The sequence below is a fragment of the Phenylobacterium sp. genome, from assembly GCF_019636135.1.
In the GTDB taxonomy this organism is placed as follows: Bacteria; Pseudomonadota; Alphaproteobacteria; order Caulobacterales; family Caulobacteraceae; genus Phenylobacterium.
The window spans coordinates 59,988-74,473 of record NZ_JAHBYD010000004.1; the positions used below are offsets into that span (position 1 = coordinate 59,988).

A 14,486-nucleotide genomic window follows, 5' to 3' on the forward strand; every position below is an offset into this window, starting at 1 on the left:
GGTTGCGTCGATTCGCTGAAATTCCAGAACTTTCCCCCAGAACGTGCGACCCGGTTCAACCGTAGGGGAGGGTCTGTCCCGAACGCGGCGACTTTTGGGTGCAGCTTGACCGTAGCCCCGCGGCGGATTGTCGCCAAGCCGGCATGACGTCACGCCGCGACGGTTCTTTTTCCATTGCGATTGATTCTGCGAATCATTCGCAATAATAGGCGGTCACATTCGAGTTGGGAGATCGCCACTGATGCGTCCGGGTCTGTTCGCCGCCGGTTCATTGCTCGTGCTCGCCGCAGGCGTCGCGCGCGCCGCGGGGGCCGACGATGCGGCCGTCACCGTCGATCCGCTGACCGTGATCGCCGAGCGCACGGAGAAGCCCGCGAGCGAGGTCCCCGCCACCGTCAGCGTGATCGACGCGGGCGAGCTCGAGGACCGGCTGAGCGCCGACATCAAGGACGTCATCAAGTTCGAGCCGAACGTCAGCGTGCGCTCGGGCCCGGCCCGGTTCGGCGCGGCGCTGGGCACGACGGGGCGCGACGGCAACTCCGGCTTCAACATCCGCGGCCTCGAAGGCAACCGCGTGCTGATCCAGATGGACGGCGTGCGCCTGCCCGACGGCTTCACCTTCGGCGCCCAGGCCGTGGGCCGCGGCGACTACCAGGACCTCGACCTGATCAAGCGGGTGGAGATCCTGCGCGGGCCGGCGTCGGCCCTCTACGGCTCGGACGGCGTGGCGGGCGCGGTCAGTTTCACCACCAAGGATCCGGTCGATTTCCTCCCCACAGACAGCGACCGGACCTTCGGCGGTCGCGTGCGCGGCTTCGCGGCTTCGGCCGACGACAGCGCGGGCGCGACCGCCGTCTTCGCCGGACGGCAGGGGCAGCTCTCGGCCATGGTCGCCTACACCTACCGCGAGGGGGACGCACAGGAGACGAAAGGGAAGAACGAGTCGGCCAACAGCGACCGGACGACCGCCAACCCGCAGGACTTCCTGACCCGCTCGGTGCTGGGCAAGCTGGTCTATGCGATCTCGGAGGACAACCGCCTCCGGCTGACCGCCGAACACTTCGACCGCAACGTGAAGGCCGACGTGCTGAGCGGGATCGCCAAGCCGCCGCTGGCGACCACCAGCGTGCTGCGCCTGAAGGCCGCCGACGAGACCGAGCGCAGCCGGGTTGGCCTGGACCAGCGCTGGACGATCGGCGAAGGCCCCGTCGATCGCATCGCCTGGACCGCCTACTGGCAGAAGAGCACCACGGTCCAGTTCACCGCCGAGGACCGCAACACCGCCGCCGACCGCACGCGGCTCACCACCTTCGACAACCGGGTCTACGGCCTCGCGGCCGAGCTGGAGAGCCGCTTCGAGACCGGCGCGGCCAGGCACCAGTTGATCTACGGCGTCGACGTCTCGAAGACACGGCAGACGGGGGTGCGCGACGGCACGGTCCCGCCGGCGGGCGAGGCCTTCCCCACGCGCGCCTTCCCGACCACGGACTACACGCTGCTGGGCGTGTTCGTGCAGGACGAGATCGCGTTCATGGACGGGCGGCTGACGCTCTATCCGGCGCTGCGCTGGGACCGCTACAAGCTGAACCCCAAGGCCGACGCGCTGCTGGGCGGCCTGGTCCCGGCGGGCTCGGACGGCGACCGGCTGTCGCCCAAGCTGGCTCTGGTCTTCAAGCCGACGGAGGAGACGCGGCTCTTCGCCAACTACAGCCGCGGCTTCCGCGCGCCGTCGCCCAGCCAGGTGAACAACGCCTTCTCGAACCCGATCCAGAACTACCGCTCGATCCCGAACCCCGACCTGAAGCCCGAGACCAGCGAGGCGTTCGAGGCCGGCGCGCGCTGGGTGACGCCGACGTGGTCGGTGGAGATCGTGGGCTTCACGGCCGAGTACAGGAACTTCATCGAGCAGTTGCAGGTGTCGGGGACCTTCGCGCCCACCGACCCCGGCGTCTTCCAGTTCGTGAACCTGACGAAGGTGAAGATCCACGGGGTCGAGGCCCGGGCCCGGGCGCAGTTCGGCGCCGGGTTCGGCGGCTTCGCCGGCATCGGCTACGCCAAGGGCGACAGCTACACCCCGGCCAAGGCGCCGCTGGATTCGGTCGATCCGGTGAAGGTGAGCGCGGGCGTGAGCTGGCGTGCGCCCGACGGCCGGTTCGGCGGCGAACTGGCGGCCGTGCATTCCGAGCGCAAAGCGGCGAGCCGGATCGCGGTCGCCTGCGCCCCCTCGTGCTATCGGCCGGGCGCCTTCACGGTCTTCGACGTCACCGCCTTCTGGAAGGTGACCGACGACGTCACCGTCCGCGGCGGCCTCTTCAACCTGACCGACGAGAAATACGCCTACTGGAGCGACGTTCGAGGGCTATCCTCCACCGCCGTCAGCCGCGACGCCTACACCCAGCCCGGGCGGAACGTCTCCGTCTCGCTGACCTACGACTTCTGATGGACATGGCCATGACCGCTTCCCGCCGCACCTGCCTCGCCCTCACCGCCGCATTCGCGGTGACCTACGCCCTGCCGGCCGCCGCCGCGGGCAAGCCGCCCGAGCAGGACCGCGCCTCGATCCTGGCGATGGCGGGGGACTACAAGGTCCGCTTCGACATGCGCGAGACCGTGCCGTTCGTCAGCGACTACAAGCCGCTCGAGCCGAAGCGCAGCGGCGGCTACGAGTCGGTCCGCGTGATCGAGGACCGCGGCGACTTCATCAGCCTGCAGCACATGCTGGTGGTCGAGGGCGAGGACAAGAAGCCGGTCGTGGTGAAGCACTGGCGCCAGGACTGGACGTTCCAGCCGGCCAGGGTGGTGGTCTATGAGAGCGCCGGCCGCTGGGTGCTGAAGGCCGTGCCGGCTGCGCAGCGCAATGGCGCCTGGTCGCAGACGGTCTGGCAGACCGACGATTCCCCGCGCTACGGCGGCGTCGGCAAGTGGGCCTACGACCACGGCGTGGCCCGCTGGCAGAGCGACGAGACGCTGCGGCCGCTGGCCCGGCGCGACGCGGTGCGACACCCGATCTACACTTGGTACGTGGGCGTCAACCGCCACGCGCTGACGCCGACCGGCTGGGTGCATGAGCAGGACAACGCCAAGGTGGGCGAGCGCGACGGCAAGCCCGTCACCTACGTCCACGAGGTGGTGGTCAACACCTACGAGAAGTTCAACGGCTACCCGGTGGCGGCGGCCGACGACTACTGGGCCAGGACCAAGGGCTACTGGGCCGACGTGCGGACGGCCTGGGACGCGGCGATCGCCAAGGACGGCGGCGTGCGCGTGACCGAGGAGGCGCAGAACGGGTCGGTGACGGGCCCGAAGCTGATGGGCCTGGCCGACGAGATCGCCGAGGGCAAGATGGACGTCGCCAAGGCCTCGGCCGAGGCGAAGGCCCTGATCGCCGGCGCGGAAAAGGCCCGCCCCCTGGCGTCGCGGTAGACTCCTCTCCCCCGAGCGCCGCAGGCGCGAAGAGAGGGAGAGGGCAGGGAGAGGGCGGCTCGGCTTGCCAGATGCCGGGCGGTTCCTCGATGATCCTCGGGCAGCCGCCCGGGAAGCTCCCAGGGCGGCGCCGCCCTCTCCCTACCCTCTCCCTCTCCGTTCGCTCCGCTCTCGGGGGGCGAGGCGATCGGCCAGCGCCAACGGCGCCAGGGCGGCGGCGACGCCGGCGATGTTGGCGGCGACGTCCTTCCACTGGAACGTGCCCGAGACGAGGCCAAGGGCCTGCATGAGTTCGAAGCCCATGGCGACGCCCAGGAAGCCGGCGCCGATCAGCCATGGGCTGGCGCGGGGCAGCGAGGCGATGGTCAGGACCGTCAGCAGGTAGCCGTAGGCCACGTGCTCGACCACGTCGGCGGGCGGGGCGTTGCGCCGGGCGTCGTGGTGCGGGTCGATCGCGCCGGCGAAGGCGACGGCCAGAACGCCCAGGAGGGCGGCCCGGCCCGCCCAGGTGATCAGGGCCTGCAACCTACGACCAGGGGCCGATGCGGCGGGCCTCGGCCGTGACCGGGACGGCCGTCTCGCGCCGGCCGCCCAGGCGGCGCGCGTGGCCCATCAGGGCCGCGACGCGGTTCTCCGTCGACGGGTGGGTCGAGAAGAGGCTGTCGGCGCCGCCGCCCGCCAGCGGGTTGATGATGAACATGTGCGCCGTGGCCGGATTGCGCTCCGCGTCGGGGTTGACGTAGCCGCCGCGGGCGTAGGCGTCGATCTTCTGCAGCGCCGAGGCCAGCGCCTGCGGATCGCCCGACATCTCGGCGCCCTCGCGGTCGGCCTCGTACTCGCGGCCGCGGCTGATGGCCATCTGCACCAGGGCGGCGGCCATGGGGGCGACGATCATCATCACGATCATGCCGACGATGCCGGTGGGCCGGCCTTCGCCGTCGCGGCCGCCGAACAGGAAGGCGAAGTTGGCGAGCGCGCCGATGGCGCCGGCGATGGTGGCCGTGATGGTCATGGTCAGCGTGTCGCGATGCTTCACGTGGGCGAGCTCGTGGGCCATCACGCCGCGGATCTCGCGGCGGTCCAGCATCCGCAGCAGGCCGCGGGTGGCGGCGACGGCGGCGTGGTCCGGGTCGCGGCCTGTGGCGAAGGCGTTGGGCTGGTCCTGGTCGATCACGTAGACGCGGGGCGCGGGCATGTTCGCGCAGGCGGCCAGTTCGTGGACGTCCTGCACATAGGCGCGGATCAGCGGCTCGGGATGGCCGGCGTCGACCTCGGTCGCGCGGTACATCGAGAGCACGATCCTGTCGGCGTTCCAGTAGCTGACGAGGTTCATGCCGCCCGCGAAGACCAGCGCAACGGCCATGCCGACCGCCCCGCCGACCACGTAGCCGACGCCCGCGAACAGGGCCGTCATCACGGCCAGCAACATGAAGGTGCGAAGGTGGTTGCGCATGGCCGGGAATATGGTCCCGCGCATACGCGTATACAAGCGCGTATGGAACGGTGAAATGTGCGAGAGGTGGGCCATCCTGATAGGCCGCGAAGCGGCGCCGTCCGATTCAGGGAACCGCGGAATACGCGGAATTGCGCGGAAGGAAGAAGGGCCTGCGCTTTCCGCGTCCTTCCGCGTATTCCGCGGTTCTCAAATGACTGAGCCTCCGCTTTGCGGAGGCCCGAAGGATGGGCGCGGCGCCCTTATTTCGGGGTCCTAGCCCGCGACGGCCAGCCGGGGCGTGGGCGCGTTCTCCTCTCGCAGGAGCGTTTCCATGGCCTCGCCCGGCATGGGCTTGGCGAAGAAGTAGCCCTGCATGCGGTCGCAGCCGGCCGAGCGCAGGAAGAGCGCCTGGCCCTCGTCCTCGACGCCCTCGGCGGTGATCCGCACGCCCAGCGAGCGGGCGGCGTGGAGCATGGAGGCGATCAGCTTGGAGACCCGCGGGTCGCGGCCGATGCCGTCGATCAGCGAACGGTCCAGCTTCACCGTCTGGATCGGCAGGTGCATCAGCGCGCGCAGGTTGGAATAGCCGGTGCCGAAGTCGTCGAGCGCCACGCGCACGCCCTTGGCGGCCAGGCGCTCGATGTGCCGGCGCGCGAGGCCCAGGTCCGAGAGCAGGAAGGTCTCGGTGATCTCGACGCACAGCGCCGTGGCGGGCAGGTCGGTCTGCGCGAGGCGGCCGATCAGCTTGCGTGAGAAGCCGGGGTCGAGCAGGTCGCGCGGGCTGACGTTGCAGGCCACCAGCTCGATCCAGCCCTCGGCGACCCACGGCGCGGTCCGGGCGCAGGCGGCTTCGAAGACCGTCTCGTCGATCGCGCGGATCAGGCCCAGCTCCTCGGCCATCGGCACGAAGGCGGCGGGCGCGAGCAGGCCCTTTTCGGGGTGGTTCCAGCGGGCCAGGACCTCCACCCCGACCATGCGGCCGGTCATGGCGTCGACGATGGGCTGGAACCAGGGGACGATCTCGCCCGCCGGGATGGCCCGGCGAAGCTCGGCTTCGAGGGTCCGGCGATGCTCGCTCTCGGCGCGCAGCTCGGCGTCGAACGCCGACCAGGCGCGGCCGCCGCGGGCCTTGGCGCGGTAGAGGGCCATGTCGGCGAAACGTTGCAGGTCGGCCGCGTCGTGGGCGTCGCGCGGGAAGACCGCCACGCCGATCGAACCGCCGGGCGCGACCTGCCGGCCGTAGATCTCGGCGGGCTGGCTCAGGGCGGCGGCAAGGCGCTCGGCGCGGGCGGCCACGTCGGGGTTGTCGGAGATGACGGCGAACTCGTCGCCGCCGAGGCGGGCGATCAGCTCGCCGGGACCGGCGTCCTCGCGCAGCCGCCGGCCCAGGTCCGCCAGCAGCAGGTCGCCCGCATGGTGGCCCAGGCTGTCGTTCAGGCTCTTGAAGCGGTCGAGGTCGATGACGAAGAGGGCCACGCCGGCGCCGGTGTCGCGGGCGGCCTCCAGGCGCTCGCAGAGGCCCGAGGTGAAGGCGCCGCGGTTGACCAGGCCGGTGAGCGAGTCCGTCTGGGCCAGGCGCAACGTCATCGCGCGCTCCGCTTCCAGCTCGGCCACGCGCGCGGCAAGCTCGGCGAGACTGTTCGACGGGTGCGTCAAGGGCGGAGCTGCGAAGGTCCAACTACAGCCTCGACCCTTGCCCCGACGAGCCTAACGCCGCATTGAGCGACACGGTTTACGGCCGTTAAGCCGCGCCCGGCCGCCCCAAAATGGGTACCTGTCCTTACCGCCCCCTCCCGCCATCGCTGCCGCGATGGGGAGGCAAGGCTACGCCCGCGCCGTCTCCGGCTCGGGCTCCTGGATCTCGTTCTCCCACTTGGCCACGACCGCGCTGGCGACCGAGTTGCCGACGACGTTGGTGGCCGAGCGGCCCATGTCGAGCAGGTGGTCGACGGCCAGGATCAGCGCGATGCCGGCTTCGGGCAGGTCGAAGTAGGTGAGGGTGGCGGCGATCACCACCAGCGACGCCCGCGGCACGCCGGCCATGCCCTTCGACGTCACCATCAGCAGGCCCAGCATGGTGATCTGCTGGGCGATGGTCATCTCGATCCCGTAGACCTGCGCGATGAACAGGGTCGCGAAGGTGCAGTACATCATCGAGCCGTCGAGGTTGAACGAGTAGCCCAGCGGCAGGACGAAGCTGGCGACCTTGCGGCTGATGCCCCACTTCTGCAGCTCCTCCAGGGTGCGCGGGTAGGCGGCCTCCGACGACGCGGTGGAGAAGGCGAGCAGGGTCGGCGCGCGGATCTGGCCGATCAGCTTCAGCACCCGCGGGCCCGCGATGATCACCCCGGCGAGGATCAGGAGGCCCCACAGGATGGTCAGCGACAGGTAGAAGCCGCCGACGAACCGGGCATAGGTGAAGATCACCTCGATCCCGCGCGTCGCGATGGAGGCGGCCAGCGCGGCGAAGATGGCCAGCGGGGCCGTCTTCATGACGTAGCCGGTGACCTTCAACATGATCGCCGCGCCCTGCTCGACGGCGGTCAGCACGGCGGGCGCGCGGTCGTCGATCGCCGAGACCGCGGTGCCGACGAACACCGAGAAGACGACGATCTGCAGGATCTCGTTCCGGGCCATGGCGTCGAAGATCGACGACGGCACCAGGTGGGTCACGAACTCGCGCAGGGTGAACTTCGACATGTCGACGGCCGTGGACGCCGCACCGGCGTCGGCGGTCTGGTGCAGCCCCACGCCGGGCTGCAGCAGGTGGACCATGACGAGGCCCAGGAGCAGCGAGACGATCGAGGCGCAGATGAACCAGAAGATGGTCTTCACGCCGACCCGGCCCACCTCCGAGGCGTCGCCCATGTGCGCGATGCCGGCCACCAGGGTGGTGAACACCAGTGGCGCGATGATCATCTTGATCAGCCGCAGGAAGATGTCGGTGACGATCGAGAGGTTGCCCGCCACCTCCTTCGCCTGCTCGGCGGAGAAGTTCACGTTGATCAGCCAGCCGGCCAGGACGCCGAGCACCATGGCGCCCACGACAAGCCACGTGAAGAGACGGTTCATGCACACCTCAGGAGATTTCGGGGGCAGTTGTCGCCGGGAACCCGGGCTTCGTAAAGCGAACTGGATTCGCAAGCGTCACAAGCCGGCGCTATATAGCCCCCGATGAAGAACCAGGAAGCGGCCGGCATCGTCGATCGGCTGGAGACCGAATACCGCAAGAGCGTCGAGAGTCTCCGAACCGCCCTCAAGTCATTCCTCGCCGGCGGCGCGCCGCCAGACCCCGCCACGCGGCAGGGCGGGGCCTACGTCTATCCGGAGCTGCGGCTGACCTGGCCGCCCGGCCTGCCCTACCCGCGGACCAGCCGCGCCTATGCGCGCATCCCCGCGCCCGGCCGCTATTCGGTGACGGTGACGCGGCCCGAGCTCTACCGCGACTACCTGGTCGAGCAGCTCAGCCTGCTGCGGGAGGACTTCGACATCGCGCTCGAGGTCGGCCGCTCCAACCAGGAGATCCCGTTCCCCTACGTGCTCGACCCGGCCGACCTCGCCATGGCCGACGTCACCTCGCTGGAGATCGCCCGCCATTTCCCGACCACCGAGCTCGCCTACATCGGCGACGAGATCGCCGACGGCGCCTGGGTGGGGCTGGACGACGAGCCCCGGCCCCTGGCCCTGTTCGACGGCCTGCGCACCGACTTCTCGCTGGCGCGGCTCAGCCACTATTCGGGCACGCCGGCCGAACACACACAGCAGTACATCCTCTTCACGAACTACCACCGCTACGTGGACGAGTTCGTCGCCTGGGGGTGCGAACAGATCAAGGCGGGCGGGCCCTACACCGCGCTGTCGGCGGCGGGCGGCGTCTACGTCACCGCCGAGACCCCCGATCCGGTGGCCGCCGTGGCCGCGGGCACGTGGCGCAAGCACCAGATGCCGGCCTACCACCTGATGGCCCCGGGCCGGGCGGGCATCACCCTGGTGAACATCGGCGTCGGCCCCTCGAACGCCAAGACGGTCTGCGATCACCTGGCGGTGCTGCGGCCCCAGGGCTGGCTGATGATCGGCCACTGCGGCGGCCTGCGCGGCAGCCAGAAGATCGGCGACTACGTGCTCGCGCACGCCTACCTGCGCGACGACCATGTGCTGGACAAGGTGCTGCCGCCCGAGATCCCGATCCCGCCGCTGGCCGAGGTGCAGCTCGCGCTGAACGGGGCCGCCGAGCAGGTCACCGGCGAGACGGGCGACGTGCTGAAGCGCCGCCTGCGCACCGGCACCGTGGTCTCGACCGACGACCGCAACTGGGAGCTCAAGTATTCGTCGAGCGCGCTCAGGTTCAACCAGAGCCGCGCCGTCGCCATCGACATGGAGAGCGCCACCATCGCGGCCCAGGGCTACCGGTTCCGGGTGCCCTACGGGACGCTGCTCTGCATCTCGGACAAGCCGCTGCACGGCGAGATCAAGCTGCCGGGGCAGGCCAACGCCTTCTACGACCGCGCCATCGCCCAGCACCTGCAGATCGGCATCGCCGCGGTCGACCTGCTGCGCCAGGAAGGCAGCCGCCTCCACTCGCGCAAGCTCCGCAGCTTCGACGAGCCGCCGTTCCGCTGATCCCTCCCCCTAGAGCCTTCGGCGGTTCGCTTGAACCGTCGAAGGCTCAAGACCTTTGCTTAAGAATAGACCATTCGGCTTCCCGACCTCGGACCTACCTAAGCGCCGAATGGTCTAGGCCAGCAGCCTGTCGTGGATGCGCGCGCGGGTGTCGGCGCCGAGGCCCAGCGCCTGGCCCAGGTAGCCGTCGAGCGAGCCGTAGGTCTCGCGCATCACCCGGAACGATTCCTCCAGGTATTCCGGTTCGACCCGCATCGCGACCATGAGCGCGTCGTCCGTGGCGACGCGGCCGGTGCTTTCGCGGATGACTTCCCGGATCGTCGGCAGGCGCTTCTCGAGCCGCTCGGCGTCGTTGGTCAGCAGGTAGTCCTCGACGATGTCGTCGTCGTGGACGCCGGCGAGGTGGTGGGTCAGGGCGCAGGCGATGCCGGTGCGGTCCTTGCCCGCCGCGCAATGCACCAGGATCGCGCCCTCGGTGTCGGCCAGCGCCCGGAAGTAGCGGGTGTAGAGGTCGAGGTGGCGCTGCTGCAGCGGCGCCTTGCGGTAGTATTCCATCATGTAGTCGTGGAACGACTTCGCGGCCAGGTCCGAGCCCTGGATGAAGGTCAGCCACTCGTCGGCGGCTTCCTGGCCGATGTCGTTGTCGATCACCTGGGCGGCGAAGCCGCTCCAGCGCCGGCTGGGCTGGCGCTCGCGCTCATTGGCCCGGCGCAGGTCGACGATCACCGCCAAGTTCATCGCCGCGAGCTTCTCGAGATCGGCGTCGGTCGCCCCGCCATGCCCCGCCGAGCGGTAGAGCAGCCCCGACTTCAGCCGCCGCGGCCCGGCCGCGTAGTCCCCGAAGTCCCGGAAGTTGTCGATGCCTTCGAAGGCGATGCGTCGGCTCATGCGCAAGTGCTCTAGCGCGGATCGATGACGAGTTCGAGGCGCCTTCCTTCCCTTCATGAGGGGAGGACGGGTCCGACGAACAGATGCCGGCTCGGGCAGAGGTCCGCGACGAGGCAGGCCTCGCACTTCGGCCTGCGCGCCACGCAGGTGTAGCGGCCGTGCAGGATCAGCCAGTGGTGCGCGCGGGTCAGGTACGGCTCGGGCACGACGGCCATCAGGTCGGCCTCGACCTTGTCGGGCGTCTTGCCGTTCGAGAGGCCGAGGCGGTGGCTGACGCGGAAGACGTGGGTGTCGACGGCGATGGCGGGCTCGATGCGCAGCTCGTTCAGCACCACCGAGGCGGTCTTGCGCCCGACGCCGGGCAGGGCCTGGAGCTGCTCGCGCACGAGCGGCACCTCGCCGCCGTGGCTCCCGATCAGGATCTCGGCCATCCGGATCACGTTCCTGGCCTTCATGTTGTAGAGGCCGATGGAGCTGATGAAGGGCTTCAGGCCGGCCTCGCCGAGCGCCAGCATCTTCTGCGGCGTGCCGGCCACCGGGAAGAGCCTGGCGGTGGCCTTGTTGACCGAGACGTCGGTGGCCTGGGCCGAGAGCGCCACGGCCACCACCAGCTCATAGGGGCTGGCGTAGTCCAGCTCGGTGCGCGGGTCGCTCTCCTGGGCCTCGAACCGCGCGAACAGCTCCGCGATCCGCGCCTGCTCGGCGGGTTTGAGCGTCTTCCGGACAGGTCGCTTGGCGGGCTTGGCCATGAGGGCAGTGGTAGCGACCTCCCACCGATTGTCATCCCCCACCGTTCGCCATCCTGGTCTTCGCCTGATGGCGAAGCCGGGATGACACGGGGTGGGATGGATCGGGCGCCGGCTCCGCCCAGACGGCGCGACGTGGCGGTTGGCGTCTCGGCTGCGGTACGAATCTCTGCCCATCGTCCCCACAATGCGGGAACTCTCTGCACGCCCGCTCAAACCGTCTTATATGCGGGCACGACCATGCCCACGCGCCTCAAGCCCACCCGCCTCGAATACGTCGTCGACGGCGTCAAGCTGCGTTCGCAGCTCTCGACCGCGGCGCTGGAGCATCTCGGCGACCTGGCGGCGCAGCGCAAGGCCGCGCTGGAGATCCTGAAGGCCGCCCTGTTCCGCGGCCGGATGATCGCCAAGGAGCGGCTGGAGAACGGGGCCGGCGGCATCGAGACCGCGCGCCTGCTCTCCGGCGTCACCGACGAGGTGGTCTCCGCGCTCTACGACTTCACCACCGTCCACGTGTTCCGCGCCCGCAACCCCACCGAGGGCGAGCGGCTGGCGCTGATGGCGGTGGGCGGCTACGGCCGCGGCACGCTGGCGCCCTACAGCGACCTCGACCTGCTGTTCGTGCGGCCCTACAAGCAGACCGCCCATACCGAGAGCGTGATCGAGTTCATGCTCTATGCCCTGTGGGACCTCGGCTTCAAGGTCGGCCACGCGTCGCGCACGATCGAGGAGTGCATCAAGCTCTCGCGCGAGGACTACACCATCCGCACTTCCATCCTGGAGGCGCGGCGCCTGACCGGCGACGGGAAGCTGGCCGAGGAACTGGTCCGCCGATTCCGCGCCGAGGTGGTGAAGGGCACGGGCGCCGAGTTCGTGGCCGCGAAGCTGAAGGAGCGCGACGAGCGCCACGCCCGCGCCGGCGCCAGCCGCTACATGGTCGAGCCCAACGTGAAGGAGGGGAAGGGCGGCCTCAGGGACCTCAACACCCTCTTCTGGATCGCCCAGTACCTGCATCCCGGCGAGACGCTGGAGCGCGTCATGCAGCTCGAGATGTTCGACCGGCGCGAGGTGCGCGGCTTCATCGTCGCCTTCGACTTCCTCTGGGCCGTGCGCTGCCACCTGCACTTCGCCACCGGCCGGCCGGAGGAGCGCCTCTCCTTCGACCTGCAGCCCGAGCTGGCCCGGCGCATGGGCTACGGCGACCGCGGCGACGCGCCGGCCGTCGAACGCTTCATGCGGCGCTATTTCCTGATCGCCAAGGACGTGGGCGCGCTGACCCGCGTGTTCGCCGCCAAGCTGGAGGCCGACCAGGTGAAGATGGCGCCCAAGGGCATCAGCCGCTTCATCCCGGGCCGCAAGGTGACGCGCAAGCCCCTGGCCGAACCCGGCTTCCACGAGGTGGGCGGCCGCCTCGACGTCGACCCCGACATCTTCGAGCAGGACCCGGTGAACCTGCTGCGGCTCTTCCGCATCGCCGACCAGCGCAACCTCGACCTGCACCCCGACGCCTTCACGGCCGCCTCGCGCTCGACCAACCTGATCACCTCGGCGGTCCGCCGCGACCGTCACGCCGCCAAGGTGTTCCTCGACATCCTGGCCCGCGGCCGCGATCCGCGCACCACGCTGACGCTGATGAACGAGGCGGGCGTGCTCGGCCGCTACCTGCCGGAGTTCGGGCGCATCGTCGCCCAGATGCAGTTCAACATGTACCACTCCTACACGGTCGACGAGCACACGCTCAGGGCCGTCGGCGTCATCGCCGAGATCGCCGCCGGGAGCCTCGCCGAGGACCACCCGCTCTCGAACCAGGTCATGCCGCTGATCGTCGACCGCGAAGCGCTGTTCCTGGCCATGCTGCTGCACGACACCGGCAAGGGCGGGGCCGGCGGCCAGGAGGTGGCGGGGGCGCGCGCGGCGCGCCAGGCCTGCGAGCGGCTGGGCCTGGAGCGCTCCAAGATCGAGCTCGTCGCCTGGCTGGTCGAGCACCACCTGGTCATGAGCGACTACGCCCAGAAGCGCGACGTCTCCGACCCGCGCACTGTGGGCGACTTCGCCCGCATCGTGCAGACGCCCGAGCGCCTGCGCCTGCTGCTGGTGCTGACCGTCGCCGACATCCGCGCCGTGGGCCCGGGAGTCTGGAACGGCTGGAAGGGCCAGCTCATGCGCGAGCTCTACGCCGCGACCGAGGCCGTCTTCCGCGGCGGCCGCGGCTCCGACGCCACCGCGGCGCTCAAGCGCTACCAGGAGAACGCCGCGTACGACGCCCGCGTGCGCCTGGCCAAGGCCGACCCCAAGGCCGAGGCCTGGGGCGACGCCATGGAGGACGCCTACTTCACCGCCTTCGAGGACGCCGAGGTGTTGACCCACGCCCGCCTCTCGCAGACCGCCCGCGAGGGCCTGGGCGCGGCGGCGATCTGCGCCGTGCGGCCCGACCTGAACGCGTCCGAGCTGATGGTCGCCGCCGCCGACCGTCCGCGCCTCTTCATGGACGTCGCCGACGCCATCACCGCGGCCGGCGCCAATGTCGTCGGCGCGCGGGTCTTCACCTCGCGCACCGGCCAGGCGCTGGACGTCTTCTACGTGCAGGACGTGGGCGGCCAGCCGTTCGGCGTCGCCGACGAGCGTGTGCTGATCCGCCTCGCCGACGACCTGGCCGCCGCCGCGCGGGGCGAGCCGCCGGCCCGCGAGGTGCGCCGCAAGGACATGGGCCGCGCGGCCGCCTTCGCGATCACGCCGAACGTCATGCTGGACAACGAGGCCTCCGAGACCGCGACGGTCGTGGAGACGGCGGGCCGCGACCGGCCGGGCCTGCTGGCGGCGCTGGCCCGCACGCTGGCCGAGGCCGGCCTGACCATCACCTCGGCGCACATCGATGGCTACGGCGAACGCGCCGTCGACGCCTTCTACGTGGTCGACGCGACGGGCGCGAAGGTCACCGACGCCAAGAAGCGCAACGCGCTGAAGGCCGCCTTGCTGGCGGCCCTGTCGGACGAGGCCGAGCCGGCCAACGCCCGGCGCGCCGCCCTGCCCAAGGCCCGCGCCAGCGTCGCCCGCTAGAACCACTCGGCGGTTCCGACGGTCCTTCTTCCCTTGCTGGAGAAGAGCCTGCCCCGGACCTGATCCGGGGTGTCGGCCGTAGGCTGGCGGATGAAGGCTCGCGCCGAGCGGGCGAGCATCCTGCGCGCCGCAGGCGCCCTTGAGATGGACCACAGAAAACACGGAAGGACACAGAAGGAGGCTCTGCGGGATCCGCCGCCTTCCGTGTTTTCTGTGTTTTCCGTGGTTGAATCAAAGCGGCGCTGACGCGCCAACGCGGCTGGAAAGCGCGCGACCTTCCCCCGCAAGGGGAGAAGGCCCGTCGGTGCCCCGGACGC

The 14,486-nt window shown here is 70.3% G+C and carries 10 protein-coding genes; 4 read left to right on the forward strand and 6 right to left on the reverse strand.

Going from position 1 to position 14,486, the window contains the following annotated elements; all coding sequences use genetic code 11:
* Positions 1-241: 241 nt before the first annotated feature.
* Both KF737_RS04025 and KF737_RS04030 read left to right on the forward strand, forming a co-directional pair.
* The gene (locus KF737_RS04025; RefSeq protein WP_296450595.1) at positions 242-2,440 is read left to right on the forward strand and encodes a TonB-dependent hemoglobin/transferrin/lactoferrin family receptor; all 2,199 of its coding nucleotides are present in this window, start codon (positions 242-244) and stop codon (positions 2,438-2,440) included.
* 11 nt (positions 2,441-2,451) lie between these two features.
* The gene (locus tag KF737_RS04030; protein ID WP_296450597.1) at positions 2,452-3,423 is read left to right on the forward strand and encodes a DUF6607 family protein; all 972 of its coding nucleotides are present in this window, start codon (positions 2,452-2,454) and stop codon (positions 3,421-3,423) included.
* Positions 3,424-3,564: 141 nt separating this feature from the next.
* Here the strand turns inward: KF737_RS04030 and KF737_RS04035 are convergent, their stop codons facing one another.
* From KF737_RS04035 to KF737_RS04050, 4 genes are all read right to left on the reverse strand, one after another.
* On the reverse strand, positions 3,565-3,948 hold the full coding sequence (locus tag KF737_RS04035; RefSeq protein ID WP_296450598.1) for a hypothetical protein: 384 nt from the start codon (positions 3,946-3,948) through the stop codon (positions 3,565-3,567).
* Position 3,949: 1 nt separating this feature from the next.
* Entirely contained in the window at positions 3,950-4,876 is a 927-nt protein-coding gene (gene htpX / locus KF737_RS04040) for a zinc metalloprotease HtpX (protein WP_296450601.1), read from the reverse strand.
* Positions 4,877-5,131: 255 nt separating this feature from the next.
* Complete coding sequence (locus KF737_RS04045) at positions 5,132-6,445, reverse strand: bifunctional diguanylate cyclase/phosphodiesterase (RefSeq protein WP_296450603.1); 1,314 nt, start codon at positions 6,443-6,445, stop codon at positions 5,132-5,134.
* A gap of 237 nt (positions 6,446-6,682) precedes the next feature.
* A complete protein-coding gene (locus tag KF737_RS04050) occupies positions 6,683-7,930 on the reverse strand; it encodes a dicarboxylate/amino acid:cation symporter (protein WP_296450606.1) in 1,248 nt (415 codons plus the stop codon).
* 102 nt (positions 7,931-8,032) lie between these two features.
* Here KF737_RS04050 and KF737_RS04055 point away from each other — a divergent pair, with 102 nt between their 5' ends.
* Complete coding sequence (locus tag KF737_RS04055; RefSeq protein ID WP_296450608.1) at positions 8,033-9,478, forward strand: AMP nucleosidase; 1,446 nt, start codon at positions 8,033-8,035, stop codon at positions 9,476-9,478.
* A gap of 114 nt (positions 9,479-9,592) precedes the next feature.
* On the opposite strand, the gene KF737_RS04060 is transcribed toward KF737_RS04055, so the two are convergent.
* Both KF737_RS04060 and nth read right to left on the reverse strand, forming a co-directional pair.
* Positions 9,593-10,366, reverse strand: a complete 774-nt coding sequence (locus tag KF737_RS04060) for a tyrosine-protein phosphatase (RefSeq protein ID WP_296450610.1) — start codon at positions 10,364-10,366, stop codon at positions 9,593-9,595.
* A 53-nt stretch (positions 10,367-10,419) separates the two neighbouring features.
* Positions 10,420-11,115, reverse strand: a complete 696-nt coding sequence (gene nth / locus KF737_RS04065; protein WP_296450612.1) for an endonuclease III — start codon at positions 11,113-11,115, stop codon at positions 10,420-10,422.
* A 237-nt stretch (positions 11,116-11,352) separates the two neighbouring features.
* Here nth and KF737_RS04070 point away from each other — a divergent pair, with 237 nt between their 5' ends.
* A complete protein-coding gene (locus KF737_RS04070; protein WP_296450614.1) occupies positions 11,353-14,169 on the forward strand; it encodes a [protein-PII] uridylyltransferase in 2,817 nt (938 codons plus the stop codon).
* Positions 14,170-14,486: the final 317 nt, after the last annotated feature.

Excerpts from the sequence above, each read along its gene's own strand:
- KF737_RS04025 (WP_296450595.1), top strand. The coding sequence starts at position 242 with ATGCGTCCGGGTCTGTTCGCCGCCGGTTCATTGCTCGTGCTCGCCGCA.
- KF737_RS04030 (WP_296450597.1), top strand. The coding sequence starts at position 2,452 with ATGACCGCTTCCCGCCGCACCTGCCTCGCCCTCACCGCCGCATTCGCG.
- htpX (WP_296450601.1), bottom strand. The coding sequence starts at position 4,876 with ATGCGCAACCACCTTCGCACCTTCATGTTGCTGGCCGTGATGACGGCC.
- KF737_RS04045 (WP_296450603.1), bottom strand. The coding sequence starts at position 6,445 with ATGACGTTGCGCCTGGCCCAGACGGACTCGCTCACCGGCCTGGTCAAC.
- KF737_RS04050 (WP_296450606.1), bottom strand. The coding sequence starts at position 7,930 with ATGAACCGTCTCTTCACGTGGCTTGTCGTGGGCGCCATGGTGCTCGGC.
- KF737_RS04055 (WP_296450608.1), top strand. The coding sequence starts at position 8,033 with ATGAAGAACCAGGAAGCGGCCGGCATCGTCGATCGGCTGGAGACCGAA.
- KF737_RS04060 (WP_296450610.1), bottom strand. The coding sequence starts at position 10,366 with ATGAGCCGACGCATCGCCTTCGAAGGCATCGACAACTTCCGGGACTTC.
- nth (WP_296450612.1), bottom strand. The coding sequence starts at position 11,115 with ATGGCCAAGCCCGCCAAGCGACCTGTCCGGAAGACGCTCAAACCCGCC.
- KF737_RS04070 (WP_296450614.1), top strand. The coding sequence starts at position 11,353 with ATGCCCACGCGCCTCAAGCCCACCCGCCTCGAATACGTCGTCGACGGC.